At 35.8% G+C, this 26,484-nt stretch carries 29 protein-coding genes; all 29 read right to left on the bottom strand.

All coding sequences use genetic code 11. The features are described 5' to 3' along the window. Positions 1–68 precede the first annotated feature (68 nt). A complete protein-coding gene (gene aroA / locus BME96_RS09865) occupies positions 69–1,355 on the bottom strand; it encodes a 3-phosphoshikimate 1-carboxyvinyltransferase (RefSeq protein ID WP_071648988.1) in 1,287 nt (428 codons plus the stop codon). Between the two features lie 82 nt (positions 1,356–1,437). Next, positions 1,438–2,538 carry a prephenate dehydrogenase gene (locus BME96_RS09860; protein ID WP_197035852.1) on the bottom strand — a complete coding sequence of 367 codons (1,101 nt, stop codon included), beginning with the start codon at positions 2,536–2,538 and terminating at the stop codon, positions 1,438–1,440. A gap of 3 nt (positions 2,539–2,541) precedes the next feature. After that, the gene (gene hisC, locus BME96_RS09855; protein WP_071648986.1) at positions 2,542–3,642 is read right to left on the bottom strand and encodes a histidinol-phosphate transaminase; all 1,101 of its coding nucleotides are present in this window, start codon (positions 3,640–3,642) and stop codon (positions 2,542–2,544) included. A gap of 7 nt (positions 3,643–3,649) precedes the next feature. Beyond that, a complete protein-coding gene (gene aroH, locus BME96_RS09850) occupies positions 3,650–4,021 on the bottom strand; it encodes a chorismate mutase (RefSeq protein WP_019378378.1) in 372 nt (123 codons plus the stop codon). Further along, complete coding sequence (gene aroB, locus BME96_RS09845; RefSeq protein WP_071648985.1) at positions 4,018–5,091, bottom strand: 3-dehydroquinate synthase; 1,074 nt, start codon at positions 5,089–5,091, stop codon at positions 4,018–4,020. The genes aroH and aroB overlap by 4 nt, the downstream gene beginning before the upstream one ends. Then, positions 5,091–6,260, bottom strand: a complete 1,170-nt coding sequence (gene aroC / locus BME96_RS09840; protein WP_071648984.1) for a chorismate synthase — start codon at positions 6,258–6,260, stop codon at positions 5,091–5,093. Before aroC ends, aroB begins: the two co-directional genes overlap by 1 nt. Before the next feature lie 305 nt (positions 6,261–6,565). Further along, complete coding sequence (locus tag BME96_RS09835) at positions 6,566–7,357, bottom strand: CheR family methyltransferase (protein WP_019378375.1); 792 nt, start codon at positions 7,355–7,357, stop codon at positions 6,566–6,568. Between the two features lie 644 nt (positions 7,358–8,001). Continuing rightward, positions 8,002–8,448 carry a nucleoside-diphosphate kinase gene (ndk, locus tag BME96_RS09830; RefSeq protein WP_019378374.1) on the bottom strand — a complete coding sequence of 149 codons (447 nt, stop codon included), beginning with the start codon at positions 8,446–8,448 and terminating at the stop codon, positions 8,002–8,004. A gap of 133 nt (positions 8,449–8,581) precedes the next feature. After that, positions 8,582–9,553 carry a heptaprenyl diphosphate synthase component II gene (gene hepT / locus BME96_RS09825; RefSeq protein WP_071648983.1) on the bottom strand — a complete coding sequence of 324 codons (972 nt, stop codon included), beginning with the start codon at positions 9,551–9,553 and terminating at the stop codon, positions 8,582–8,584. Between the two features lie 59 nt (positions 9,554–9,612). Further along, entirely contained in the window at positions 9,613–10,323 is a 711-nt protein-coding gene (gene menG / locus BME96_RS09820) for a demethylmenaquinone methyltransferase (protein WP_019378372.1), read from the bottom strand. A 3-nt stretch (positions 10,324–10,326) separates the two neighbouring features. After that, entirely contained in the window at positions 10,327–11,097 is a 771-nt protein-coding gene (locus BME96_RS09815; protein WP_156035988.1) for a heptaprenyl diphosphate synthase component 1, read from the bottom strand. A gap of 102 nt (positions 11,098–11,199) precedes the next feature. Then, the gene (gene mtrB, locus BME96_RS09810; RefSeq protein WP_019378370.1) at positions 11,200–11,415 is read right to left on the bottom strand and encodes a trp RNA-binding attenuation protein MtrB; all 216 of its coding nucleotides are present in this window, start codon (positions 11,413–11,415) and stop codon (positions 11,200–11,202) included. Positions 11,416–11,548: 133 nt separating this feature from the next. Further along, entirely contained in the window at positions 11,549–11,821 is a 273-nt protein-coding gene (locus BME96_RS09805; protein ID WP_033354088.1) for an HU family DNA-binding protein, read from the bottom strand. Between the two features lie 347 nt (positions 11,822–12,168). Beyond that, positions 12,169–13,647 carry a stage IV sporulation protein A gene (gene spoIVA, locus BME96_RS09800; protein ID WP_019378368.1) on the bottom strand — a complete coding sequence of 493 codons (1,479 nt, stop codon included), beginning with the start codon at positions 13,645–13,647 and terminating at the stop codon, positions 12,169–12,171. A 190-nt stretch (positions 13,648–13,837) separates the two neighbouring features. After that, positions 13,838–14,560, bottom strand: a complete 723-nt coding sequence (locus tag BME96_RS09795; protein WP_060678880.1) for a hypothetical protein — start codon at positions 14,558–14,560, stop codon at positions 13,838–13,840. A 22-nt stretch (positions 14,561–14,582) separates the two neighbouring features. Beyond that, on the bottom strand, positions 14,583–14,783 hold the full coding sequence (locus BME96_RS09790) for a DUF2768 domain-containing protein (RefSeq protein ID WP_019378366.1): 201 nt from the start codon (positions 14,781–14,783) through the stop codon (positions 14,583–14,585). A 578-nt stretch (positions 14,784–15,361) separates the two neighbouring features. Then, a complete protein-coding gene (locus tag BME96_RS09785) occupies positions 15,362–15,622 on the bottom strand; it encodes a stage VI sporulation protein F (RefSeq protein WP_019378365.1) in 261 nt (86 codons plus the stop codon). A gap of 57 nt (positions 15,623–15,679) precedes the next feature. Beyond that, on the bottom strand, positions 15,680–16,717 hold the full coding sequence (locus BME96_RS09780; protein WP_071648981.1) for an NAD(P)H-dependent glycerol-3-phosphate dehydrogenase: 1,038 nt from the start codon (positions 16,715–16,717) through the stop codon (positions 15,680–15,682). A 14-nt stretch (positions 16,718–16,731) separates the two neighbouring features. Continuing rightward, positions 16,732–18,042 carry a ribosome biogenesis GTPase Der gene (gene der, locus BME96_RS09775; protein WP_019378363.1) on the bottom strand — a complete coding sequence of 437 codons (1,311 nt, stop codon included), beginning with the start codon at positions 18,040–18,042 and terminating at the stop codon, positions 16,732–16,734. Positions 18,043–18,125: 83 nt separating this feature from the next. After that, complete coding sequence (locus BME96_RS09770) at positions 18,126–18,311, bottom strand: capping complex subunit for YIEGIA (protein WP_019378362.1); 186 nt, start codon at positions 18,309–18,311, stop codon at positions 18,126–18,128. Then, positions 18,308–19,201 carry a YIEGIA family protein gene (locus BME96_RS09765; RefSeq protein ID WP_071648980.1) on the bottom strand — a complete coding sequence of 298 codons (894 nt, stop codon included), beginning with the start codon at positions 19,199–19,201 and terminating at the stop codon, positions 18,308–18,310. Before BME96_RS09765 ends, BME96_RS09770 begins: the two co-directional genes overlap by 4 nt. Then, on the bottom strand, positions 19,194–19,793 hold the full coding sequence (locus BME96_RS09760; protein WP_071648979.1) for a YphA family membrane protein: 600 nt from the start codon (positions 19,791–19,793) through the stop codon (positions 19,194–19,196). The genes BME96_RS09765 and BME96_RS09760 overlap by 8 nt, the downstream gene beginning before the upstream one ends. A 195-nt stretch (positions 19,794–19,988) precedes the next feature. Further along, on the bottom strand, positions 19,989–21,125 hold the full coding sequence (rpsA, locus tag BME96_RS09755) for a 30S ribosomal protein S1 (RefSeq protein ID WP_071648978.1): 1,137 nt from the start codon (positions 21,123–21,125) through the stop codon (positions 19,989–19,991). A gap of 140 nt (positions 21,126–21,265) precedes the next feature. Continuing rightward, the gene (locus BME96_RS09750) at positions 21,266–21,850 is read right to left on the bottom strand and encodes a lysophospholipid acyltransferase family protein (RefSeq protein ID WP_071648977.1); all 585 of its coding nucleotides are present in this window, start codon (positions 21,848–21,850) and stop codon (positions 21,266–21,268) included. A 51-nt stretch (positions 21,851–21,901) separates the two neighbouring features. Continuing rightward, on the bottom strand, positions 21,902–22,576 hold the full coding sequence (gene cmk / locus BME96_RS09745; protein WP_060678874.1) for a (d)CMP kinase: 675 nt from the start codon (positions 22,574–22,576) through the stop codon (positions 21,902–21,904). Positions 22,577–22,709: 133 nt separating this feature from the next. Beyond that, positions 22,710–23,369 carry a flagellar brake protein gene (locus BME96_RS09740; protein WP_083547454.1) on the bottom strand — a complete coding sequence of 220 codons (660 nt, stop codon included), beginning with the start codon at positions 23,367–23,369 and terminating at the stop codon, positions 22,710–22,712. An 84-nt stretch (positions 23,370–23,453) separates the two neighbouring features. After that, positions 23,454–24,797 (bottom strand): germination protein YpeB, encoded by a 1,344-nt coding sequence (gene ypeB / locus BME96_RS09735; RefSeq protein WP_060678870.1) that lies wholly within the window; start codon positions 24,795–24,797, stop codon positions 23,454–23,456. A gap of 14 nt (positions 24,798–24,811) precedes the next feature. Then, positions 24,812–25,630 (bottom strand): spore cortex-lytic enzyme, encoded by an 819-nt coding sequence (sleB, locus tag BME96_RS09730; protein ID WP_071648975.1) that lies wholly within the window; start codon positions 25,628–25,630, stop codon positions 24,812–24,814. 154 nt (positions 25,631–25,784) lie between these two features. Beyond that, the gene (gene prsW, locus BME96_RS09725; protein ID WP_060678867.1) at positions 25,785–26,462 is read right to left on the bottom strand and encodes a glutamic-type intramembrane protease PrsW; all 678 of its coding nucleotides are present in this window, start codon (positions 26,460–26,462) and stop codon (positions 25,785–25,787) included. Positions 26,463–26,484: the final 22 nt, after the last annotated feature.

Here is a 26,484-nt window from a genome sequence, read left to right as displayed (position 1 = left end):
TCATAACTAAAATTAAATACATGTTCAAATAAGAAAGAATCTGTAACAAGTACAGATTCTTTCTTATATTATTTAATTTTTTTCAGATCTTCAAAAAAGGAAGGATAAGAGATAGATATTGAAGAGATATCATCAATAACGACCTCGTCTTCAGCAATCAAGGATGCAATTGCTGCCATCATAGCAATCCGATGATCATGATATGATGTAGCCTTGCCACCATGTAATTTTGCTTCTCCATGGATTTTCATCCCATCTTCAGTTGGCTCAATTGTTGCACCTAGGGTCGATAAGACGTCGTCGACTGCGGCAATTCTATCAGTCTCTTTAACACGTAACTCTTTTGCATCTTTAATAATGGTAGTTCCTTCGGCTTGAGTAGCAATTAATGCAAGAATAGGAATTTCATCAATAAGCCGAGGAATTATTTCCCCACCAATTGTCGTACCTGTTAATTTTGAATAACTAACAATAATATCCCCTAGTAACTCCCCACTAATTGTTTGCTTATTCCTAATTTGAATGTTTGCCCCCATAGAAATCAGCACATCAATAATACCTGTTCGTGTCTGATTTAACCCAACATTTTTTAATGTTAATTTACTTCCTGGTACGATTAGTGCTGCAGCTATAAAAAAAGCAGCTGAAGAAATATCTCCAGGTACGTGTACGTCAGTAGCTACTAACGTTTTTTCATTTGTTATAGTAACCTGCTTTCCTTCTGTTTTAATAGATGCTCCAAAAGCTTTCAGCATATTTTCTGTATGATCACGGGTTTTTGTTCGTTCCGTAATTTTTGTTGCCCCTTCTGCATGTAGTCCTGCAAGTAAAACAGCTGATTTAACTTGGGCGCTTTTCAGTGGCATTACATAATCAATACCTTGCAATTTTGAACCTCTAAGTGATAAAGGTATATAGCTCCCTTTCTCTCTACCATCAATTACTGCGCCCATTTGTCGTAATGGTTTTATCACTCTATCCATCGGACGTTTGGAAAGCGAAGAGTCTCCGTATATGGTCGTAAATAGTGGTAATCCTGCCAGAAGTCCAATCATTAATCTTGCTGTTGTTCCGGAATTACCGAAATACAACGGATTTTCCGGTTCTTTAAGGCCAGCTATCCCATTTCCTTGAATGGTAAGTGTTGTATTTTGCTTTTTTATTTCGACACCCATTTTTTGAAAAGCTTGGACAGTGCGCATGCAATCCTCTCCATCAAGAAAGTTGGTCACTGTTGTCTCCCCTTCTGCTAACGATGCCAGCATAACGGATCTATGTGATATAGATTTGTCACCGGGGACATGAATTTCTCCTGAAACAGGTGTTTTAACAGGCTTTAGTATAACCTCACTCATTTCTTTCACATCCTAAGTTATTAATTATGTTTTTCAATATAAACTGTCCTTCAATCATTATAAAACATAACAGGATCTCTAATTATTTCTCTATCATGGTCTCATAGCCATTAGCTTGTAATACCTGATCGCTCTTTTTCTGTGCTTCCTCACTTGAAAAACTTAAACGTAATGCACCATTTATACCTTCCCTTATCTCAAGTATCTGTATATTATTTATGCTAATTCTGTAACTGGCAAGCAATTGGGTAACAGTCGCAAGAGCTCCAGCCTGGTCTCGAATATCGACGTAAATATCATAAAAGGAAGGAATAGCTCCTTTGTCTGAGACACCCAATCCGTCTCGAAATTGCTTTGCCTCGTTTAGATATGTAATCATCTCATCTTTATTATTATCATCAAGTAAATTTTTTAAATAATGCATTTCCTTAATCCATTCTTCAAGCAAATGTGACATTTTATAGCGATTATGATAAAAAATATCCTGCCACATTGTAGGGTTACTTGAAGCAATTCTTGTGATATCACGGAACCCTCCTGCTGCCAGATTAGGTAAAAATGAATGCATGTCGTTCCATTTTCTTGCTTGATGAACAAGAGAAGATGCTATTAAATGTGGAAAATGAGAAACTACCCCAGTCATTTCATCATGCTCTGTCTGATTTAATATGACAAACTTACTTTTCGTATTTACTAATAGATTTTGAAGTAAATACGTATCTTCACTATTTGCGTAAACGGAAGGAGTCAATACATAAATGGCGTTTTCAAACAAATGCCCTCTTGCTGCCTGAATACCTTTTTTATGAGAGCCAGCCATAGGATGTCCACCAATAAACGTAATGTGTTTGTTTGTTAACGTATCAGCTATACGCATGACATTACTCTTTACAGAGGAAACATCTGATACAATTACTTTTTTATTAAATGTAAGACCATTTAACTCTTTTAATAGATAGATGGTTTGAGTAATAGGCGCAGCTAGTATAATAAAATCAGCTCTAACGGCATCCTTTTGGAACTCTGTTGCTGCTTCGTTAATTATTCCATTTTCTAAAGCATAGTTCATTACTTCTTCACTTACATCATAACCAATTACATGATTATCAGCTGATAAGACAATAGATTTAGCTATTGAACCACCAATTAATCCTAATCCTGCAATAACAATTGTCTTTTTCAAAATTTAACGCTCCTTGCTCACTTGCTGTTCCAACTCATGAAGAATCCTTTGCAGTTCCTTCATGTCATCTTTTTGTCCAAGTGTTATTCTAACAGTCTGTGGGCAGCCCAACAATTCACCAGGTCGAACTATAAACCCTCTTTTTAACAAGAAGTCAAAGACTTCCATACCACTTATAGGAGTCTTAACTAAGATAAAATTTGTTTCTGTAGGGTAATAACCCCATTTTATTTGGTCTAAGAATTTTTCAAAGTCATGCTTGACCTCCACATTATATCCCAATGTTTCATCTAGAAAAGACTCATCTTGAATAGCAATAACTGCTGCCTTTTGAGCAATGGATGATGTATTAAAAGGCCCTCTTACAACATTCAACTTCGAAATAACCGATTCATCTGCTATACCATAACCAACTCGTAAACCAGCTAGTCCATATGCTTTTGAAAACGTCCGGAGAATAATTAGATTTTTATGTTGAGATAGTAATGTGATCGCAGAAGGATCAAACTCTTTAGACAAATATTCATAGTATGCTTCATCTAATACGATAAGTACGTGTTTTGGGCATTTTAGCATAAACTCGTGAAGTTGGTTCTTTGATATAATGCCACCAGTTGGGTTATTAGGTGAGCAAAGCCACATAATCTTTGTATTTTCGTTTACCATTTGAAGCATCTGCTCTAGATTGTGCTTACCTTCAATCGTAGGGACTTCCTTTACCTCTGCCCCCTCAATAAGAGCATGATGTCTGTATTGAGGAAAAGTCGGTGTGGCCATAACAGTGTTCAATCCAGGTGCCAAAAAGGCACGGCACAGCATTTGAACAATTTCATCAGATCCGCTACCAAATACTAACTGACTCTCTGTCACCTGCCATTTATCAGCAACTGTTTTTCGCAATTCTCCGGCATTTCCATCCGGATAGATATTTAATTCCTTTATATTGTCTGTTAAAAATGTTTCTACCTTTTTAGAACATCCATATGGATTTTCATTGGATGCTAATTTTACAATTCGAGACAGTCCGTATTCATTCTGAATATCCTTTACTTGTTTCCCAGGCTTGTATGCGGAAAGCTGCTCTAAAACCGGTTTCCCCTCCATTGACTCTTCACCTCTTGTTCTTCACTAAATCTGGACGTAGCTTTACTGCCTCATTATGAAAGATGTGTTTTATATTTTGTTGGTCTTTTTCCGTATTGATTACCATCATAATGCGTATACAGTTTGGCAAGCTGCCAGGCACATCTATTTCAGTCATACACATTACTGGAACAAAAGTGTAACCAGGTAATTCACGAAGTGCTTTGGCAGGAAAAGCTGCATTTAAATCTTTGGTAACAGAGATAAATACATGTGAAACATCATTTGCTTCAATGTCATTTGCATTAACCATTTCTTCGAACAATGCTTTTGTGTTAGCAATTATTTGTCCTTCTTCATTACTTAAAACAGATGTTGCTCCTCGCAAACCCCTCGTCATGCTATCACCAGCTTTCTTAAAAATTGTTTTAGATAGCTACTCATATCCTCATCACTTATTTCTTTTATAACTGGTTCACCTACATTTTTAAGCAGCACCATTTGAATGTGGTGATTCAATGTTTTTTTGTCTGTTTTCATTAATGTAATTAAATCATTAACATGGAGTTGCTCTAAGAACAAAGGATAGTTATTGTTTAATAACCATCTATATAAAGGCTCATAAGGTAATTTTATCGTATAAACAGATTCACTTACGTACATAGAGAATAATAAACCAATGCCAATAGCTTCCCCATGTGTTAATACCCCGTACCCCAACGTAGTTTCCAAAGCATGGCCTAGCGTATGTCCAAGATTCAAATACTTTCTCATACCTTTTTCTTTCTCATCTGCCTCTACAATGGCAGCTTTTATTTTTATACCAGACCGTATATGATTATGTAACTGATCTTGAGAAAGACTCATTAAATCTGAGCTTAGAATAGACTGGAACAGTTCTTCATCCGCTATAAGACCTTCTTTTATAAGTTCAGCATACCCGGAACGAACTTGTGACCTTGGCAGAGTTGATAATGTATCAATATCATACAATACAGCTTTTGGTGGATAAAAACTGCCAATCAAGTTTTTTCCAAGCTGATGGTTAATAGCGACTTTCCCTCCGACACTGCTGTCATGTGCAAGAATAGTAGTAGGCATTTGAATATAATCAATACCGCGCATATAAGTTGCTGCCACAAAACCTGCTAAATCACCAACGACGCCTCCGCCCAGAGCTATAATCAGTGACTCTCTGTCCAGCCCATATGTAAGAGCTTCTGTATGCAGTTTTTCAAATAAAGCAAAACTTTTTGATTGTTCACCAGCTGGGATAATGCTTGTGAATATGTTCTCAGCCTGCAGGTTACTCATAACTTCACTTAGATACTTTTCTGCGACTTTATCGTCTGTAATAACTAGAATGGTAGAGTACGTTTTTGGCAATAATGTATTAATATCGTAACGAATTCTGTTGCCAATCATTATCTTATATTGATGTAATTCCGAGTTAATTATTAACTCATCCATTAAAAACACCTTATTTCTTCACGATAATCGTCAATTGCTTTCTTTAAAGTAGGAAATTGATCACTTGGAAATTGTTCAGTTATAGCTTTAGCTAGTTCAAACGCTACGACATGCTCCATGACTACAGCAGCTGCAGGGACAGCACATGCATCTGATCTCTCCACCGTAGCTTTGAATGGCTCTTTAGTTTCGATATCGACACTTTGCAACGGTCTCTTCATTAACGTAGGAATAGGTTTCATTACTCCCTTTACAACGATTGGCATCCCAGTTGTCATACCACCTTCGAAACCCCCGAGGCGATTTGTTTTACGATAATAGCCTATCTCCTCATCCCAAGCAATTTCATCATGTACCTTGCTTCCATTTCTTTTGGCAGCTTCAAATCCAAGACCGAATTCTACACCTTTAAAGGCGTTTATACTCACGACACTGCCAGCAATGCGACTATCTAATTTTCGATCGAAATGGACATATGATCCCACACCCGCAGGCATGCCTTCTACATAAACCTCAACAACTCCACCAATTGAGTCGCCTTCTTGCTTTGCCTGGTCTATCGCGTCCATCATTTCCTGTTCTACATCTTTATCCAAAACTCTCACTGGCGAATCTTCAGAAATTGTCTGCCTATCTTTAATGCTAAGCTCTTCTACTTCCTTTGCTTCAATTCCGGCAATTTCTTTTACATAGCCAGAAATTTCGATATCTAATTGCTTTAATAATGTTTTTGCAACAGCACCTGCTGCAACTCGTGCTGCTGTTTCTCTGGCAGACGATCGTTCTAACACATTACGAATATCTCGGTGTCCATATTTCATAGCACCATTTAGATCAGCATGGCCTGGTCTGGGTCTGGTTATAACACGTCTGATTTTTGCATCAGCTTCGATAGGATCTTCTCCCATAATATCCACCCAATGCTTAAAATCATCATTGTTTATTACTAAAGTAATTGGCGAGCCTAATGTGGATCCATGTCTAATACCACTGGTTATCTCCACAAGATCTTTTTCGATCTGCATTCGTTTTCCGCGTCCGTGACCTTTTTGGCGGCGCAATAATGATTCATTGATGTTTTCTTTAACTAGAGGCATGCGAGCTGGTACACCTTCAATTATTGTAGTTAGTTTTTTTCCATGGGATTCCCCTGCTGTTAAATAACGCAATGAACATTCTCCTTTTGAATTTTTTCTAATAACTATATCATAAGTTCATTTCATTTTGGGATAAAATTTAGAAAAAAGCAACTTATTTATCATGTTTTTTTATTACTTGTCAAATGTAAGCGTATACAGTATTTCAGTATTTTTATTTGTACACATGCTAACGTAAAATAGGCATTTAAGCTAAACATGGATGTTCGTACATAGAAGATGATGTTAGTTAGTATATTTTTACATAAAAAAACCGAACTAATTCGAAATATAGTACCTCGAATAAAGTTCGGTCTCTTAAAAATTCTCCCAGCTGTTTATACTTGAATCACATTTCCTTCTTTCTTGTAAAAGAAAGTATCCAGTAATTGCAGTTTATAATCTTTTGGGCTAAAAATTTGTTCTGTACTTCCAACAAATAATACCCCATTAGAATTTAATGATCTACCAAAATTCATATAGATCTCTTCCTTCGCTTGGTCAGTAAAATAAATAAGAACGTTGCGGCATATAAGCAAATCGACATCTTTTGGGTAACTGTCTGCCAATAAGTTGTGTTTTTTGAAAGAAATATTTCTTTTTATCGTAGGTGAAACAGAATAGAGGCCTTCCCTCTCAATAAAATATTTTTTAAGGATTTCGGCAGGCAACTCTTTTAATGCATTCTTGCCATAAATTCCTTCCTTTGCCTTAAGCAATACGTTTTCATCAATGTCTGTTGCTATAATTTCAGCTTTTGCTTCCGGAAAATGCTCCTTAAGCATAATAGAGACTGAATAAGGTTCTTCACCAGTGGAACAAGCAGCACTCCAAACCTTAATACTATTCTTTTGTTGAAGTAACCCTGGTATAATATTATCTTTTAGCACTTGCCATCTTTTCGGGTTCCGGTAAAACTCGGAAACGTTAATTGTTAAGCGATCGACAAATTCATTCATTAATTCTTTCTGATTAATCAATTCTTCATAGTAAGTATGAAAGTTTGCGAAGCCTCGTTTATTTCTCAATGAAATAATACGCCTTTTCATTTGGGCTTCTTTATATAAACTCAAATCTATACCGATTCTTTTTTTTATTTCAGCAATAAAATCATCATAATCACTTATCATTTCATCATGCCTCTCCGCTATAATAAGGCCAATAATTAGGTTCTAATATATATGTGTTAGTGTTATTCACTGATTCGCAAAAAAGATATATTGCGACGTAACTAAGAATATAGAGGCTGCGTAAATCCACCGCTACGGGGAAATATTCCGCTTTCCGCGGGCGGCTGATGAGCCTCCTCACGCTACGCGTTCCGGGGTCACATCTAGGCCTCTCCTCCCGCAGGACAAGGAAAGCTTCGTCAGCAAGGCATCGCACGAAGAAAATGTGTATTTTCATTTTCGAGGAGTCTCCATATTCCCCCTTCGCTACTATTTCCTATTATATCTACGAAGGATATGCTGTGTACGAATTGATTGGAGTGGAGGGCGGCAAAGAAGACACTGCGGATAACGAGCAGATGTCGCACTTGTACCCGGAGGTGTGAAAGCGTCCGCCTGAAACGCAAATCAATGGGGCATTTCTCCTCAAATATTTCACTGAGCTTTTCATTAATAAAGTTACATCGCAGTTTACTCCTACTATGAATGTACTAGTTAGAAATTGTTCCCTAACATTTGCAATCAAACCACAATTTATTTCTTAATAAAAGCCTCCGCTTAAAACGGAGGCTTGCAATGATATATAGCATTCCTTGCTATGAAAATTAATAAATCCAAGAGCTGTCTTGTTTTTCATAAGAAACTAACTCACTGTTATCAAAGAACAAATTAATTTCTCTTTCAGCGCTTTCAGGTGAATCTGATCCGTGGATTACATTTTTCCCTACTGTCATGCCAAAGTCTCCACGAATAGTACCAGCAGCAGCTTCCAATGGATTTGTCTTACCCATCATATCGCGAGCTGTAGTGATAACTTTTTCACCTTCCCAAACCATAGCAAATACAGGGCCGGATGTAATAAAGTCGACCAACTCACCAAAGAATGGTCTTTCTTTATGTTCTCCATAATGTTCTTTAGCTAAATCATCAGAAATAACCATAAGTTTAGCGCCAGCTAATTTAAATCCTTTTGATTCAAAACGTTTAACTATTTCTCCTACCAAATTGCGTTGTACTCCATCTGGTTTTACCATTAAGAATGTTTTTTCCATAATCTACACCTCTTCTATGTAATATAAGCTAAAAATGAGCGATAGCCAGTACCAACGTTTAATCGACTTAGGCTAGTTTCACTTCTCTTACTCGATAAAATTCTACCAAAACTTCCGTAAAATAACAAATAAATTATGACCGTCTATTACCAATATACTTAGCAATATCTTTTAATGTACTCTTTGCTTTCTTTTCAGGAGTTTTATCCAACATGTGAAGTGCCTTTTCTAAATACAGATTGCTCATCTCATAAGATCTTTCAATTGCATTTGTAGAGTGCAGATGAGACAGAATTGGTTGTATATCTGTTTCAGTTATCTCTTCCTTCTGGCTAAACAAATTCTTTACCTTCGAATTAAAAGATTCATCTTCCATTGCAAATAGCACAGGTAATGTTATGTTCCCTTGCAATAAATCATTTCCAACAGGTTTACCAAGTTCTTTTGGCGAAGAAGTAAAATCTAAAATGTCATCAATAATTTGATAAGACATGCCTATATAATACCCGTATTGATAAAGTCGGTTCGCATCTTTCCTGGATACCCCTGCTGCTAAAGCACCCAATTGACAACTGGTAGCAATTAATAAAGCTGTTTTCCTTTTAATTCTTCGTAAGTAATCCCTTAATCCCTGATTATAATTATATTTATCTTTAATTTGCTCAATCTCGCCCACACATACTTCCACGATTGTTTTTGAAAGAATGCGGTGAATGGCAATATCATTTAATGTAGTAATCTCCTCTAGGGCTCTCGCTAGTATATAATCTCCAGTATACATAGCTATCCGATTTCCATACAACCTTCTTATTGTAGGCTGACTTCTTCGTATGTCTGCATCATCAATTACATCATCATGTACTAATGTAGCCATATGGATCAATTCAAGGGTCACTGCAACTGTTTGCAGCCGTTCTATGTCACATTCCCCAAAACGACCGGATAGCAACACAAAGATAGGACGGATTCTTTTCCCGCCCGCTTTCAATAATTCAGTAGAAGCCTCACGCAATACAGAATGGTCGGCCTGTATTACTTTATTAATTGATTGCTCAATTAAATCTAAGTCCTTTTTTAAGTATCCATATGTTTTAGCTAATTTCATGTGGGTCACCTTTTATTTCATAGAAAATGTCTGTTCTGAATAACTTTTTTTGCATTTAGTCATTCTTTAAAGCCCATATGCATGGCAGCTACTCCACCTGTATAGCTTTTTATATCCACCTTTGAAAATCCTGCTTCCAAAAACATCTTTTTAAGCTCTTTTTTGTCAGGAAAGTTCTTTGCGGACTCATGTAACCATGCATACTCTTTATAGCTTTTGGCAAATAACCGGCCAAAGGCAGGCATTATAAAACGGAAATAAAAATAATACAATTGTCTAAAACCAATCAATTCCGGTTGGGAGGTTTCTAAGCAAACAACCTTGCCACCGGGCTTAACTACCCGATACATTTCTTGTAAAACTGTCAGGTAATCAGGAACATTCCTTAAGCCAAATCCGATCGTAACGTAATCAAACGTATTATCTTTAAAAGGCAGTTCCATTGCATTACCATGAATGAACTGAAGTTGCTTGATATTGTGTTCCTCTTTCTTCTGTTTAGCTACAGATAGCATATTTTCACTAAAATCAAGTCCTATTATTTCTCCAGAGGTACCAATTTCTTCAGCAAGTGAAATAGCCCAGTCTCCGGTTCCGCAACAAACATCCAGTGCCATAGCACCTTCTTCAACTTGCATTCGTTTCATTACATCCTTTCGCCAAGCTTTATGGCGCTGAAAAGAAATAATGGAATTCATGGCATCATATTTATTGTAGATCTTTTCAAAGACATGATGTACACGTTCTTCTTTTGATTGTTGTTGAGACATAAATTATCCACCCTCTGCAAACATTGACTTACCATGCCATACTTTCTTCAATAAACCCTCTACTTGGATGCCGTGAAGTGAATGACAATCCGGTAATGTGCGTAAATAACCATTAATTTTTTGCGATTTATGTTTAATAATTTCATCTATCTTCTCTACGATTGATGAATAAGTCCATTCTGGATAATATGCCTGCCAATGATTGATAATAGAATTTTCTTTTGTTTTTATAAAAATTAATTTATTTACATACATCCAGTCTTCGATCAAAGGCATAATGGTTACATTTCCCACATAGCGTGCTAACGATAGTGCTACTAGTGATTCTGTTTTCATAACGAAATCCAAATGCTCTATGAAAGTATTTGCTTCGTGGTAATATACTTTCATTTTATATTCATTAATCTCTTTAATGGCTGTTGCGAGTTTATGTATAAGATCAATTTCCTCAAGCTCTGAAAGCAACATATAGTATAGTCCACTATAATAATCTCCTGCCAGTACTCTCAGCTGTTTTTCTAGTTTTTCTGTTTTACTTTCCAGGCCATTTATTTCAGCTGGAACGTGATCATGTGTATCCAAGGCTATTTGCACAAGCATTGCTGTAATTATAATTTGCTCTTTTTTGTTTTTCGAAAAATCAGTACCTTCCATAATGCCAGACAAAATAAGCAGTTTTCCTTCATCAACAAAGGGCTGTTTTATATATTTATTAATAAATGAATGCTTCATTCTATCTTCCAGTAAAGTTTTGATAGTTGTTGAGGTATTCAAAAAATCACCCTAGCCCTTCTAACCGTCAGTAATTGCATTTGCTATTATAGCATAATTTTAGTAAAAACGTTAATCAATAATCATGGGAAAACTATTTATATATTAATTATTATCTATTTCTCCATGACTTGTTTGAATAATCGCTTTACCACGAACTTTTACGGCCGAGGTATGTTCTGTAAATTGAGCAATCATAACTTCATTTTTATCCAGTTTTTCGGAATGGTGGAAACGGGTATCAGTACCTCTCGTTAAACCAATTACGTTAACTCCGTCTTCCAATGCTTTAATAACAAAAAAATCACTTTTATTGTCCATAATAACCTCCTGTTTAATTATTCCCTCGTCCAACCTATTGTCTAAATATATTTATACTAAAGCTTGAGTTAATATCTTATTACTAAAAAAAAGATACGCCGAAGCGTATCTTTTTTGCCCTATGTAAAATTTATTATTTTACAATGTCTTTAAGGGCTTTACCTGGTTTAAAAGCAGGTACTTTGCTTGCTGGGATTTCAATTTCTTCCCCAGTTTGCGGGTTACGGCCTTTACGGGCTGAACGCTCGCGTACTTCAAAGTTACCAAACCCGATTAATTGTACTTTGTCACCATTTTTAAGTGAATCCATGACAGATTCAAAAACTGCATCTACTGCTTTAGTTGCATCTTTCTTAGAAAGATCGCTTTTCTCAGCTACAGCATTCACTAGGTCTGTTTTGTTCATGACATTCACCTCCTCCCAAAATCTTTCAATCGACATAGGAACAAAAGAAGTTATTCTCATTTGTTCACCAATTTGCCTACTTTTATACATAAAAGTCATCTTTTTCATTGATGACAAGGCTTATAATAACCGAGTTCGCGATAAAATTCAACAATAAGTAACTAATTTTTACCGATTTATTTAGAAAAAACCTGTTTTCAAGGAAAAAAGCACAATATTAGCCAAAATATGGGATGAATTTAATGATTGCGAACAGGTTGCTAAGCCTATTATACATATACGACAGAGAAATCAATTTTCCTGCCGTTGTTAAAAAAGAATAAAAAATAGCAGCTGGGTTACAGCTGCTATAAAATAATTGCTATCAATCCACCTGAGCCTTCATTGATGATTCGCTCCAAGGTGTCTTTTAATTTATATCTTGCATTTTCAGGCATGAGAGCAATCTTAGCTTGAATACCTTCTCGAACAATAGAACTTAATGAACGACCAAAGATATCTGATTCCCATATAGATAGTGGATCTTCTTCAAAATCCTGCATTAAATATCGTACTAATTCTTCACTTTGCTTCTCTGTACCAATTATAGGGGCAAATTCCGATTCAACTTCTACTTTAATCATGTGAATGGACGGTGCCACGGCCTTCAATCGAACACCAAATCTTGATCCTTGTCTGATAATTTCAGGTTCATCTAATAACATATCTTCCAATGAAGGAGCAGCGATACCATATCCTGTCTGCTTAACCATTTGTAATGCTCCTGAGACTTGATCATACTCTCTTTTTGCATGAGCAAAATCTTGCATTAGCTGAAGAAGGTGGTCTTTTCCTCTAATTTCCTCTCCAACAATTTCTTTTAATACTTGATCATATAAATACTCTGGTGCATGCAAATCAATTTCCGCAACTCCTTCTCCCATTTCCATTCCTGCTATATTCGCTTTATCAATATAATCAAATTCAGAAAATTCCCCTACTATCTCGTCAACATCCCGTAATCGCTTAATATTCTTTACTGTTTCTTGAATGGTGTCCTGATAGTTCTTTCTCAACCAGTGATTTTCCTTTAACACCATCACCCAACTTGGTAAGTTTACATTTACCTCTAAAACTGGAAATTCGTAGAGCGCTTCTCGCAAAACATTATGGACATCATGTTCAGTCATTGATTCTATACTCATAGAAAGTACAGGTATGTCATGTGTTTCGCTCAATTCCTGCCGTAACAGTTCTGTTTCCTGACTAGTTGGTCTTGTAGAATTGATGACCATTATAAATGGCTTACCCACTTCCTTTAATTCCTCAACAACTCTAGCCTCTGCATCTAAGTAATCATTTCTAGGGATCTCCCCTATGGTCCCATCAGTTGTAACGATTACTCCGATAGTTGAATGTTCCTGAATTACTTTTCTCGTACCAATCTCTGCAGCGTCGTGAAAAGGTATGGGATCTTCATACCAAGGTGTATGAATCATTCTGGGGCCATTCTCATCCTCAAAGCCTTTTGCCCCTTCTACTGCATATCCAACACAATCAACAAGTCTTACATTTACATCTAATCCTTCATCTACATTAACTGATACTGCTTGGTTAGGAATGAACTTTGGTTCTGTAGTCATTATTGTCCTGCCAGCAGCACTTTGCGGTAATTCATCGTGTGCTCTTGCTCTTTCGCTTTCCTCTTCAATATTAGGGAGCACAACCAACTCCATAAACTTTTTAATAAACGTTGATTTTCCTGTACGGACTGCTCCCACTATTCCTAGATAAATATCTCCATTTGTCCGTTTTGAAATATCTTTAAAAATATCAACTCTTTCCAAAAGATCCCCTCCCGATCTCCGTACTTTTATTAACGTACAATCTACGAACTATTGACATTACAAGTCTATGATGTTGTCCTATCAAATTATGACTAAAAATATGTGTAAATAAATATATTTCGTAAGTAAAAATGGATAACAAAAAAAACCCTTGCAACAATATATGTTACAAGGGAGTTAATATGTTATATTATTTATTTTTCATAAATACAGGTTCACCATTTTTTATTGTGTAAGGTAAAGAGTAGACAGGTAAAAACGGAGTATTTTCAGCTAGAATATAACGTATATCATCGCCTTCTTTATAGGAATGATCATATTCTTTTAAGGCATTATTTAGATCTATCCGATAATCAACAAATAAATCTCCATTTACATCCATTACTAATTGGAGATTTTCCTGTGAGTATGGACTAACTATTTTTGGTGCAGCATCAAAGCCAAGCTTTTTGTAATCAATAGTAAAAATACCATCAGAAATTTCCTTTTTATACGGTGGATATATATGTTTATCTCTATAAATATCCAGCTTAACATTTATCTTTCGAATAGCTTCAGTAATTCGAAGGTCGATTAATTTGACTTGCGGATTATCCTCTGGATAGATTAACGAGTATTGATATACTCCGCCGTTTTCATATGCATTCCCTGGTATATCAGTTAGTAAATTACTTTCTTTTAGAGCTGAAAAATCTATTAAATATTTTTGAAAGATGGGTGTGTCGCTTGGTTTTGTTTTAATAGGTACCAAGCCATTCGTTCCTTCCTTGTACTTCTCAACAGCCTGTTGTACTGTATCCAGTTGTAGTTCATTAGGTGATTGGTTTTTTGAAAGTTCACTCTCAGGATACATACACCCAGTAAGCAATCCTATAATAACCAGTAAATAAGTTAATTTATATGTAAATTTCATTTTTGCAACCTCCCTGGTTAACTTAGCCACCTGTTGGACCACTAAAGACAATATATAATATAATTATACTCCCTAAAAGAAGAGATATATAAGCAAGAATTGAAATGATGCCAGACAGCCACCCATTTAGCTTATTTCTGCTTAGCCAGATTAACCCTATAGCCAAAAATAATAATAGCATTCCGGCAAAAGAGATATACATGTTCAGCATTGATTGTGACATTTTTATTTCTCACTCCTATTAATGACTTTTTAACTGCAAACTGTATTATACCATAAGCTACTTGGATGCATAATAAAAAAATCAAGGTTGAAACACATAAAATATAAATAAAAGTTTACCTTATTAATTAGATTTTACAGCATTTGATATAAAGTTAATTTATTTTTTACTACAACATAAAAAAGCACAGTCCTAGTAGTAATGAAAACAGACTGAATTTATCTCATGAAACATTGATTTCAATTATTCACCTTCTCAAAAGCCAATTTAATTATGGAAAATCTCAACTAACTTAATGCTTAATGCGTTATAAGTTTATTTCAGCACATATACATTGACTTAAGACCTTGAGTGGGTAAATGCCCTTTCGATTTAGTTTGTTAGCTTATCAACTATTGAAATGATATGCAGATATTAGATATTGCGATTTTCTAAGCAATAAAAAATCCGAGATAAAGGGGGCTATCTTTATCTCGGGTTGACTAAATAACATCCACAGCAACTCTATTCTTGAATGCTTGTGCGATTTATTTTATGCAAGTATACCTGTTAATGTATCCTCACTTGCCCAAGGACAATTACTTTTTAAATAATTCATTTAACGATTGCATATCTGCAGGCATTTTATTTTTCACAATAGATTCAACTATTTTATTCTCTTTCTCTTTTGAAACCGGCTTATTGGCTATTTTAGATAATTGACGAACCAACCGCCGGACTGTTTTTTCATCAGTAAAATCAGCATTCTTCACCGAATCTGCTACTTTAAAAACATCTTCGGGTTTAATATTTGCATTCTTTTGGATCTTGTCAAAAAGTCCCTTCTGAAAGTTATTCACATACTCTCCTCCTTGCTGATATCCTCAACATATTGTATGCAAGAGAGTATTGACGTGTTATTGTGAATATCTTTCCATAAGTAATTTAGCAAGATCATCCATTTCTTCCCGTTTTGTTCGGTTCATTAATTGATCAACAACATCACGAGGATCTTTATCTTCAAATATTACTTGGTATATGCCTGTAGTAATAGGCATTTCAACCTTTTGTTCATTTGCAAATTGATGAGCTGCCTTTACGGTTCTAACTCCCTCAACGACCATCCCCATTTGTTCCAAAACATCATCCAAATTATTACCTTTACCGAGCAAATTTCCTGCACGCCAGTTTCGGCTATGGACACTTGTACAGGTCACAATAAGATCGCCAACTCCTGGAAGTCCTAAGAAACTTAAAGGGTTTGCCCCTAAAGTGGTCCCTAGTCTGGCAATTTCCGCCAAGCCTCTTGTAATTAATGCAGCCTTTGCATTATCCCCATAACCTAGACCATCAGAGATGCCTGCACCAAGAGCAATAATGTTCTTTAGTGCTCCACCAAGTTCAATCCCAATAATATCAGGGCTTGTGTAAACACGAAAGACTTCATTTATAAATAAATCTTGCGCGTGTTTAGCCAACTCAATATTCAATGCGGATACAGTAACAGTAGTCGGTTGTCTTAAGGCCACTTCCTCTGCATGGCTTGGGCCCGATAATACAACAATATCTTCATTGTCATATTGACTCAACTCATCGCTAATCATCTCGGACACACGTTTTAATGAAACAGGTTCAATACCCTTAGAAGCATGAATAATATTCACTTTCTGCTCAAGAACTTCGTTAAGCTGTTTGCATACTTCTCTAATTGCCTTTGTTGGAACTACGATTACAATTGCTGTTACATCCTTCACAGCACTCTTTAAATCATGATAAGCATTAATTTCTTTAGGTATTGTAACATCTAAGTATTTCTCGTTTTTGTGAGTTTTATTAATTAATTCCGCCTGTTCTTGGCGATGTGTCCACAATCGTACATCATGTCCATTATCTGCCAAGACAATGCTCAGCGCAGTTCCCCAGCTTCCTGCCCCTAATACAGCGACTTTTTGCATCAAGATCTCCTCCTTTATTGCCTTCTTCTTGGGAATAATTTTATGGGTGTCCCCACAAAGCCAAAAGCGTCTCTTATTTTATTTTCTAAAAATCGTTGATAAGAAAAGTGCATAAGCTCCGGATCATTGACAAATACAACAAATCCCGGTGGCTTCACTGCAACTTGGGTAGTATATAATACTTTTAATCTTTGACCCTTCATAGTAGGAGTTGGGTTCATAGCTAATGCATCCATAATAACATCATTTAAAACATTTGTCGGAACACGTTTTGCGTGATTTTCGCTAGCCAGCTTTATCGCAGGCAGCAATGTGTGTAATCTTTTTTTCGTTTTCGCGGATAAAAATACGATTGGAGCATAATCAAGATATTGAAAATGTGCTCTAACATTCGCTTCAAACTCTTTCATTGTTTTATCATCCGTCTCTATCGTATCCCACTTATTTATAACTATAACAATTGCTCGTCCAGCATCATGGGCATAACCGGCAATTTTTTTATCCTGCTCTCTAATACCCGTCTCTGCATCCAATAATACAAGAACTACATCTGATCGTTCTATCGCCTTTAGGGCCCGAAGTACGCTATATTTCTCTGTTGTCTCGTAGACCTTCCCGCGTTTACGCATACCAGCTGTATCAATTATAACAAAATCCTGATCATCCCTATGTAAGTGGGTGTCAATAGCATCTCTTGTAGTTCCTTCAATCTCACTAACAATCACACGCTCTTCATTTAACATGGCATTGACCAATGAAGATTTTCCAACATTAGGTCTGCCAATTAAACTGAAATAAATCGTTTCCTCATCCTTCGTCTCTTCCTCTTTCTCTGGAAAATGACCTACTACTTCATCAAGCAAATCCCCTAATCCTAAACCGTGTGAACCTGAAATAGGAAATGGTTCCCCAAAGCCAAGGGAATAATATTCATAAATATTTTCCCGCATCTCCGGGTTGTCAATCTTGTTCACCCCGAGCACAATTGGCTTATTTGACTTATAAAGCAGTTTAGCAACTTCTTCATCGGCTGCAGTAATACCTTCTCTTCCATTTACCAAGAAAATGATTACATCTGCTTCATCAATAGCTATTTCTGCTTGGTGACGCATTTGGACAAGAAGCGGTTCATCACCTATTTCAATACCACCTGTATCAATCAGACTAAAGGTAGTTGTCAGCCACTCAGCTTGGGCATATATACGATCTCTAGTCACTCCAGGTATATCTTCTACAATAGAAATTCTTTCACCAACTAATCTATTAAAAATGGTTGATTTACCTACATTCGGTCTACCTACAATTGCTACTACAGATTTCCTCATGAAAAGGAACATCCTTTCTCTATACGTTCTATTTGCCTAACTTTATACATTTTAGCAAATGTAGCACGTATTAACAATTCTTTTTAATGCTTAACAATAATAAATAAGTCATCACTAAGAGAATGTGCAATACCATCAGTTATTGCTTCAAGATTTGCAGCAAGAGCTTCCGATTCATTTCGATTATCACAAATAAAGATGGGGGCGCCTCCAGATATTCTTGTTTTATCCGTTGTAACCACCGCTAAGATTGCTTTTTCAAGCTTCATTCAAATTCCTCCTTAGCGATCGGTTTTGATTCAGAAGGCATTCGTATGGCACTTTCAAGCACAGGTACAGAACCGATCACTTTTATTGCTTTTTCAACATCTCTTAATTGAGGAAGAATAAACACACCGATTCTTCCGTCATCCAAATCTCTTTTTATTAAAGGAGTTAATGCAGGGGTTCCAGAATCTCTAAATACTCCGAGGGATACTGCTGTATCATGCAAGATAGCTTGGCGTTGTCCTAAATTACCGATTGTTGTAATCACATTCATATTTTTTGGTGTTAGAATAAAGCCCATACCATATTTTAATATCTCTTCTTGTCTTTCTTTTAAACCGATATTCATGATGTAGATAGTATCTACATAAAGACCAGCTCCATCGAAATGAAGGTCATGCTGCTTGATGTCGACAATATCCTTAATTATAGAGCCACTCATCAAACCTTTCCCTAAAACTAGCGCAACAACTCCGCCAAAAATTGCCAAATACGGATTAAAAACTATATATAACAAGGTACCTATTAAGGCGGTAAAAATAACAAGATAATTTCTACCTTCAAATGATATAGCGATTCCTTCAATATAAGTTTTTCCACGGGGTACCAATTCTAACTGATCTAATTCATTTAATGTATTTCTTTCCATGTTTCTTACTTCTCTGAATTGAGTAGCTGCAAGAGTCAAAAAAGTAACGGCAGTAAACTCAAGTTCCATAATTGCTGGGACAGCGACTGCACCAAGTGATGCTGCAATAAAACCTAACGAAATATGTATAATTTTCCCATGCAAATAAGTGGGATATTGGCGATAATCCGTTCGTAACATAATCATTCTTGCTATTACCCCAAGCATAATCCCAAAAACAATTGGATAGGTATATTCATTCATTTTGCCACCTCGTTAAATGATGATTAAATATTATTGAAACTATCTTATTTCTAATCCTTACTAGTATGTGTAATAAAGATATTAATACTATCGTTAAAAGCAATTCGTCCAAAAACTCCATTCCACCAATATCGACAGACAAGCCATACCCATATAAAATATATTGAAAAAGAATATCCCCGAACGTCATACCGATAATACCTATTATTAGTTGACCTTGTATCTGTTTAGTTAGAAAAAAAATTATTATCACTAGAACAAATGGTGTAATTTTAAATATTGGATTTATATATAGAATCGGTAAATTTGCTTCCCATAGTTGCGCAGATGCAAAAGCAATCATTACAACGAAAGAATACAAAGAATGAGCAATTGTTCTTTTTAATTTTATCATCCAAATGCCCCCACCCATCAATAAAACAAATACAACCACTGTTAACGTTATACCTGAAAAGCTAAAGTATAAGTTGGAAGTAATAATTATTAGCAAAAGCCAGCAAGAGAGTTCCGTTCGATATTCATTCTTTGGCATAATGAACGTTAAAATCACCCAAGCCATCCAACTAAACCAAAAAAATAATAGTCCACTCATCACGACCTCCTCCCAGTAGCAGTATAACTATTCTTATTTCTTAATATACCTCTAGGTGTTGTTCAGATCTCACTACTTCTAAAAGTTGCTCTTTTGCTTCCATAACAACCTATAGAATGAATTACAAAATAAAAAGACCGTCGAGAATATCGACAGTCTTTTGACCACACAACTCAATAACTTGAGTCAAATGGTTTATTTATACTTATTTAATTTATCACCAATGAAGTCACCAAGTTGGAAACCTGATTGGTCTTCATCTTTTTCATATTGTTTATATTCTTTTGTTTCTTGCTCCTGTTCTAATTCTTTAATACTTAAAGAAATACGTTCTTCTTTTGCATTAACATCAAGAACTTTCACTTTAACTTGTTGCCCTGACTCTAATACTTCTTGAGGTGTACCAATATGACGATTGGCAATTTGGGAAATGTGTACAAGCCCCTCAACTCCAGGTTGTATTTCAACAAACGCACCAAAGTTTACAAGACGGCGTACAACTCCATCTACTACATCCCCACGCTGGATACGATCTTCGATGTCAGACCATGGCCCAGGAATTGTATTTTTATGGGATAAAGAAATACGTTCATTATCACGGTCAACCGACAACACTTCTACACTTATTTTATCTCCTTCTGAGACAACATCAGATGCATTATCCACGTGCTCATGAGCTAATTGGGAAATGTGTACAAGACCATCAACTCCACCAAGATCAACAAATACACCAAAGCTTGTAATGCGTTGCACAGTACCTTCCAGAACTTGACCTTCTTCTAAATTATTTAAGATTTCATTTTTCTTCTCTTCTTTCTCTTCTTCAGCAATAGCCCGATGAGAAAGAATCACACGATTTTGTTCTCTATCCAGATCTGCAACTTTAACTTCCAGTGTTTTATTTAGGTAATCAGAAAAATCTTCTACGAAATAGGTTTCAACTAAAGAAGCTGGAATGAAGCCACGAACTCCTACATCAACAACTAAGCCGCCTTTAACAACTTCTTTTACCTCTGTTTCAAATTTTTCCTTATTGTCATATTTGCGTTCAAGCTCTTCCCAAGCTTTATCAGCTTCAACTGCTTTCTTTGATAAAACAACTTCATCTTCTTCTTCGTTTACCTTTTTCACCATAAGTGTAAGTTGATCACCTTCTTGAACAACATCCCCTGCAGTTTCCACATGTAGGTTTGAAAGTTCACTAATTGGAACAATTCCTTCGGTTTTATAACCTATGTCAACAAGCACCTGCTTGTCCTCCACTTTTATAACAGTTCCCGTCAATGTTTCTCCTTCTCTTACTTCTGTTAATTCATTCTTTTGTTCACTCATATTCTTAGCCCTCCTAATTACAATTAAAACTGCATAACTACAATAACAACCTGAAAATTCATCCTATAAATCCAGGTAACTGTTGTTATCGCCTTTTTTATAATTTCTAATAATTATAATTAATTGTCAAGTAAAGCAAATCATTTTTGGTGAGTTTCTATCAGTTTGCTGATTTCTTCCATTATTCCATCAGCAGCTTCCTTTGCAGATGCCTTTGATTTCCTATAATGTTCCATGTCTACAGGGGAGCCATACACTACTTTTAGTCTTTTAAAAGGTTTATATGGGCCGATAATTGCACATGGAATAATTACTGCTTGCGATCTTAATGCAAAAAAGCCTGCTCCAGCTAGAGGCTTACCCAACTCTCCTGATTTACTTCTTGTACCTTCGGGAAATAAGCCTAAAGTTTCTTGATTATCGAGAATTTTTAAACCCTTCCTAAGCGCATTTCGGTCACTTAGACCCCTTTTCACCGGAAATGCATGTATCCCTAATAATAATTTCCCTAAAATGGGTTTTTCAAACAATTCTCCTTTAGCCATAAAGTAAATATCCCTTGGAGAAGTAATCCCTACCACAGGCGGATCTAAATTAGATATGTGATTGGAACATATTATTACAGGCCCTTGCTTTGGTACATTTTCTTTTCCAATAACTTTAATTCTATAAAGTGGGAAAAGAATTATAGCAACTATCGTTCTTGCAAATTTGTATAAATTCATATAAAAACTCCTCGTAACCCATTATAACAAGTTATATGCTATTAGTTTCCGTTATTGCTTTTTGGAAACCTCTTCCATTATTTTATTGGCAACGTCTTTAATAGACAATGATGTTGTATCTATTTCTATTGCATCATCGGCTTTTATAAGTGGTGCAGCTTCCCGTTTTGAATCAATTTCATCTCTTTTTTCAATTTCTTTTTTTAATTCTTCCATGGAAGGAGTATGGCCTTTTAAAACATTTTCTTCGTAGCGACGTTTTGCTCTTTCTTCCACCGTTGCAATTAAAAATATTTTAATCTCTGCTTCGGGCAAAACATGCGTACCAATATCTCTACCGTCCATAACTACACTTCGCTTTTCAGCTAACTGTCTTTGTCTATTTACCATTTCATGTCTAATTGCAGGATGTTTGGCGACATAGGATACAGAATTCGTGACCTTTTGACTACGAATAGCATCCGTGACATCCTGACCATTTAAATAAACCAGTTGGCCTTGTTCACTTTGCAACAATTCAATCTCCGTATGAAGTAACAGATTTAACAGACTTTTTTCATCATTGATATCCGTATTATTTTCAATTGCATTTAATGTTAACGCTCGATACATCGCTCCTGTGTCAACATAAATACAAGAAAGTTTTTCTGCTACTATTTTTGCCACTGTACTTTTCCCTGCTGCCGCTGGTCCGTCAATGGCAATTGCTAACGATTTTTTTAACATGATTCTACCTCATTTCCTCATTAACCATAGTGTCTTTTGGAAGTAATTTAAAATAGTCAAACCTCTCCCAACTTAGTCCAATATAAATAATAACATAGCAACAGAAAAATGGTCTATTTGAATGAAGAGAAGATTAAACGGATATTTCTTTCTTTCTGCGTTCTCTTTGCTTTTCAAAACAATAACGAATAATATGTTGCTGATCATGTTTTGTAATAGTGGTAAACTGAAACGAGCCTATCTTTACTGTGCTTTTCTCTTTTTTTACAAATACTGTTTTTGCTCTCATGTTAAGATATCGCATTTTTCCTGTATACTCACCAAAAGCCAACCACACATCTACCTCTTTATCATCACCCCATGTAATATGATCCGGCAGAATAATTGAAATACCCCCACCACTTATGTCCCGCGTCACAGTAGTAAATGGTATAAAAGAGTTGTCTAATGGATGAATAGCAACATCTATTGCTGTTTCAATTCGCACAAATTGCCTGCGTTGTATTTTTTCGTGACTTTTGTCCGGTTTTCTAATTGCTAAAGCAGGTACATTCATTTTCACTCTATCAATAAGCTCAGATTTAAAGTGATAAATTGTTTCATCTTTAGTCATATATGTAATAGAGAAAATTGCACCGATTGGCAAAAAAGCAGTCTTATTTGTCTTTTTATTTACCGGATAATCAATATATATAAACTCATCGTTATCTTCTATTACTTTACTATAATATTCAGTAGGCTGCCTTTCACCAGGTCGGGTATGTTCTATATTTAATAATGTTCCGATAATCATAATTAACCCCCATTTCTTACGGCTAATCGCTTACAATTTAATTATTACAGAAAAGTCTAAAAAGGGAAAGACATTTGTCCTTCCCTAAAAGCTTCCTGCGTAGTTTATTTCTGTCCCATCTAATTTTTCTATCTTCTCTTCCTTCCCATCCATTGCATTAATAAAAATACGGTAGGTCTCCTGTCCCATCACACCTAAAAATTCATACGTTAATACCTCTTCTCCCAGATCGTTATCGATAATTGAAAGGAAATCTTCTTGAATTTTCACATTCGGATTCACCATTTCTTTTGCCTCGGATTTAGTTATAGACGGCTTAGGAATATTTCTTTCTTGATGATTCATAAAATAATTTCTTGCCGTTAATCCTAAGATGTCTCCATTATCCAATCCTATTTTTACTTCTATAGCATCAGAGAATACACGCACTCCATTATCGGTATACAAGAAGGAGTAAAACCCAATATTATTATATTCACTACTTTGGTAGAGCTGCATATCATCAAAACCAGCGTTTTCCAAGTACTTTTCAGCCTTATTCAATCCTTCATTTAGGCTTATTTTTTTATCATCTATTGGTCTTTCTACCAAGAGGGTTAATGGATGTCCACCTTGTACTGACATATCCATATAAGCATTAGTATTTCCCTTTTCGTAAGAGATACTGTAGAAAGGTATATCAGCACCTTTTCCGCTTTTTGTTATTTTCATATCTTCTGTATTATTTACATTAAAATAATCCTTACTCTTCAATAATGCTTTTTGTTCATTAAGCTTATCTCCCTGCAAATTTTGATATTGATGTTCTTTAGATGAAGTACCAATTATCGAAGAATCTACATTACTTTCTGAGTAACCTTTCACCGTTTTTTCTACTGTCTTAAAACCATCGATTATTGTGTTATCTGCCTGTTCATCTGCATTTACTAATGCCAGTTGCACATCCATCCAACGAAGGTTATTATCCAGTGCTACATGTTGTACTTGTCGAAGTTCATCACGTATGTCACCCGATTGCTTATATAAATTTTGTAATGCTTTGGTTTCCTTTTCAGATAACGGATCTTTTTCAAGATTCCTAACAGCTGTCTTGTAGGTGAAATCACCTATATCAGCTAAAAATTCCTCTGTTTTGTTAAATGGTAATAACCCAAGTGGTAGCTGACCTACGTTCGATAGAGCTTCTGAGGATAGCCGCCAAATTTCAACTAGTTGTGGGGATAAGCTCTTATTAGAATTCATTGCCAGTGCCGTTCCTATTTTATCATTCAAAAGATCCATATGATAGGATAGTTCATGAAAAGAACGTTGATATGTGTTCTCCGCTTGAATTAGTATGGCGTTTTTTTCCTGATGCTCCTGATATCCCCAAAAAGCAGTTCCAGCTATCCCCAATGTGAGTACAGTAATAATTATCCAGCGAATCATCAAATCACACCTTTCTATTTACAGAATATATGTTTCCCAATTTGCTTAATTTGTGGCCGAGACCATATCCATGCAGAAGTAGCTGTATCCGGATTGAAATAATATTGGGCACTGCCCGTCGGGTCCCACCCATTTATAGCATCCAAAACTGCCTGTCTTGCAGTGTCATTTGGGGTCAGCCATATTTGTCCATCAGCAACTGCTGTAAAGGCTCGAGGTTCAAAAATTACACCTGAGGCAGTATTAGGAAAAGTAGGGCTTTCTATTCGGTTCAATATTACTGCAGCTACAGCGACCTGCCCTACATACGGTTCACCCCTTGCTTCTCCATAAACAGCATTCGCCATTAATTGAATATCGTTTTGAGAGTACCCTTGGGGCACATTAACAGCTGTATTAGCTGTGTTTGCCGGTTTACCATCTTTGTCTTTTTGAGGGGCAGATTGTTTTTCTTTATCGACACCACCGTAATGAGTAAATTTTTTCCCTTGATTTAATTGGCTTTTTACATACTTCTCATCGTATTCACTTGCTTTTGCTAGTTTTTGCTTGGTTGTTTGCCCAGCTAGCCCGTCTATTTCCATACCAAATTCATATTGAAAATTTCTAAGTGCCCAGTACGTACCCCATCCAAAAACACCATCAATCTTTCCGTTATAAAAACCTAAATATTGTAATCTTGCTTGCAATTCAATTACATCATCCCCAACTGCTCCCTGCTGAATTACCTGGGAACTGAAGGCATCTGTTGTTTTTACAGGTAGTATCGTTACAACACCTATAAACACCAAGACTATTAACAAAAATATTGGGGAAAGTTTTTTATATACCATGTTTTTTTCCTCCTGATGAAACCTTGTATTATATGAGCTATTTTTTGAGTAAATCTTTCTTTTTATTCATCAAGAATTAAAACATGGTCAAAACAGCGTTTGAAGATTAATAAAGTAAAACAAAAAATCCTTTGTATTTTAAATACAAAGGATTTTACACTTGTTGTTTCTTAGTATGCAAGATAGTATGAGGTATAGAGGCATTTGCAGACTTAACACGACGCATTCCAATTATCCACAATGCAATCATAAAAGGGATAAGTAGTAGCAGCCAGTCACTTGCTATTGTTTTTAATATATAATTATATATTCCGTGTAAAAGAAATGGAATTAAAAATGCAAATAAGATATTTCTTTTTTTATTGGTAGTGTGAACCTTAGCTTTACCAAAATAATAACCCATTATCACTCCAAATAAAGCATGGGATGAGACAGGAAACAAAGCCCTGCTAACTGCATATCCTATCCCGTTAGTAAGCAAAAACAAGATATTTTCAACTGTCGCAAATCCTAAGCTAACAGCTACTGCGTATACAATTCCATCATAGTGAGCGTCGAATTCCGAATGATGATAAATGGTATACATGATGATAAACCATTTAAAAAATTCTTCTATTAATGCAATAGCGAAGAAAGACTGAAGAAATGCATCATTACTAATACCCTCCGAGCTAAGTATGTGTTGGATAAACATGATTGGAAATACAAGTAATGCGCCAAGGATGAAGGTTCTGATTATTAAACCCATAGGCTCAGCGAAGCGATCTTTTAAGTAAAAAAAGGACATTAATGCCAAAGCAGGAGCCACTCCGGCAGAGAGAACAGCAAACATAACCAAAACCTCTTTTCAATCC

It is taken from the genome of Virgibacillus halodenitrificans, assembly GCF_001878675.1.
In the GTDB taxonomy this organism is placed as follows: domain Bacteria; phylum Bacillota; class Bacilli; order Bacillales; family Amphibacillaceae; genus Virgibacillus_Q; species Virgibacillus_Q halodenitrificans.
This window is presented reverse-complemented; position numbering and strand designations above follow the sequence as displayed.

Coding starts and splice junctions, on each gene's coding strand:
- aroA (WP_071648988.1), bottom strand. CDS start 1,355: ATGAGTGAGGTTATACTAAAGCCTGTTAAAACACCTGTTTCAGGAGAA.
- hisC (WP_071648986.1), bottom strand. CDS start 3,642: ATGGAGGGGAAACCGGTTTTAGAGCAGCTTTCCGCATACAAGCCTGGG.
- aroH (WP_019378378.1), bottom strand. CDS start 4,021: ATGACGAGGGGTTTGCGAGGAGCAACATCTGTTTTAAGTAATGAAGAA.
- aroB (WP_071648985.1), bottom strand. CDS start 5,091: ATGGATGAGTTAATAATTAACTCGGAATTACATCAATATAAGATAATG.
- BME96_RS09835 (WP_019378375.1), bottom strand. CDS start 7,357: ATGATAAGTGATTATGATGATTTTATTGCTGAAATAAAAAAAAGAATC.
- ndk (WP_019378374.1), bottom strand. CDS start 8,448: ATGGAAAAAACATTCTTAATGGTAAAACCAGATGGAGTACAACGCAAT.
- hepT (WP_071648983.1), bottom strand. CDS start 9,553: ATGAAATTAGCTAAAACATATGGATACTTAAAAAAGGACTTAGATTTA.
- menG (WP_019378372.1), bottom strand. CDS start 10,323: ATGTCTCAACAACAATCAAAAGAAGAACGTGTACATCATGTCTTTGAA.
- mtrB (WP_019378370.1), bottom strand. CDS start 11,415: ATGGACAATAAAAGTGATTTTTTTGTTATTAAAGCATTGGAAGACGGA.
- BME96_RS09805 (WP_033354088.1), bottom strand. CDS start 11,821: ATGAACAAAACAGACCTAGTGAATGCTGTAGCTGAGAAAAGCGATCTT.
- BME96_RS09795 (WP_060678880.1), bottom strand. CDS start 14,560: ATGAAATTTACATATAAATTAACTTATTTACTGGTTATTATAGGATTG.
- BME96_RS09790 (WP_019378366.1), bottom strand. CDS start 14,783: ATGTCACAATCAATGCTGAACATGTATATCTCTTTTGCCGGAATGCTA.
- BME96_RS09780 (WP_071648981.1), bottom strand. CDS start 16,717: ATGCAAAAAGTCGCTGTATTAGGGGCAGGAAGCTGGGGAACTGCGCTG.
- der (WP_019378363.1), bottom strand. CDS start 18,042: ATGAGGAAATCTGTAGTAGCAATTGTAGGTAGACCGAATGTAGGTAAA.
- BME96_RS09770 (WP_019378362.1), bottom strand. CDS start 18,311: ATGAAGCTTGAAAAAGCAATCTTAGCGGTGGTTACAACGGATAAAACA.
- BME96_RS09765 (WP_071648980.1), bottom strand. CDS start 19,201: ATGAATGAATATACCTATCCAATTGTTTTTGGGATTATGCTTGGGGTA.
- BME96_RS09760 (WP_071648979.1), bottom strand. CDS start 19,793: ATGAGTGGACTATTATTTTTTTGGTTTAGTTGGATGGCTTGGGTGATT.
- rpsA (WP_071648978.1), bottom strand. CDS start 21,125: ATGAGTGAACAAAAGAATGAATTAACAGAAGTAAGAGAAGGAGAAACA.
- BME96_RS09750 (WP_071648977.1), bottom strand. CDS start 21,850: ATGAATTTATACAAATTTGCAAGAACGATAGTTGCTATAATTCTTTTC.
- cmk (WP_060678874.1), bottom strand. CDS start 22,576: ATGTTAAAAAAATCGTTAGCAATTGCCATTGACGGACCAGCGGCAGCA.
- BME96_RS09740 (WP_083547454.1), bottom strand. CDS start 23,369: ATGATTATCGGAACATTATTAAATATAGAACATACCCGACCTGGTGAA.
- ypeB (WP_060678870.1), bottom strand. CDS start 24,797: ATGATTCGCTGGATAATTATTACTGTACTCACATTGGGGATAGCTGGA.
- sleB (WP_071648975.1), bottom strand. CDS start 25,630: ATGGTATATAAAAAACTTTCCCCAATATTTTTGTTAATAGTCTTGGTG.
- prsW (WP_060678867.1), bottom strand. CDS start 26,462: ATGTTTGCTGTTCTCTCTGCCGGAGTGGCTCCTGCTTTGGCATTAATG.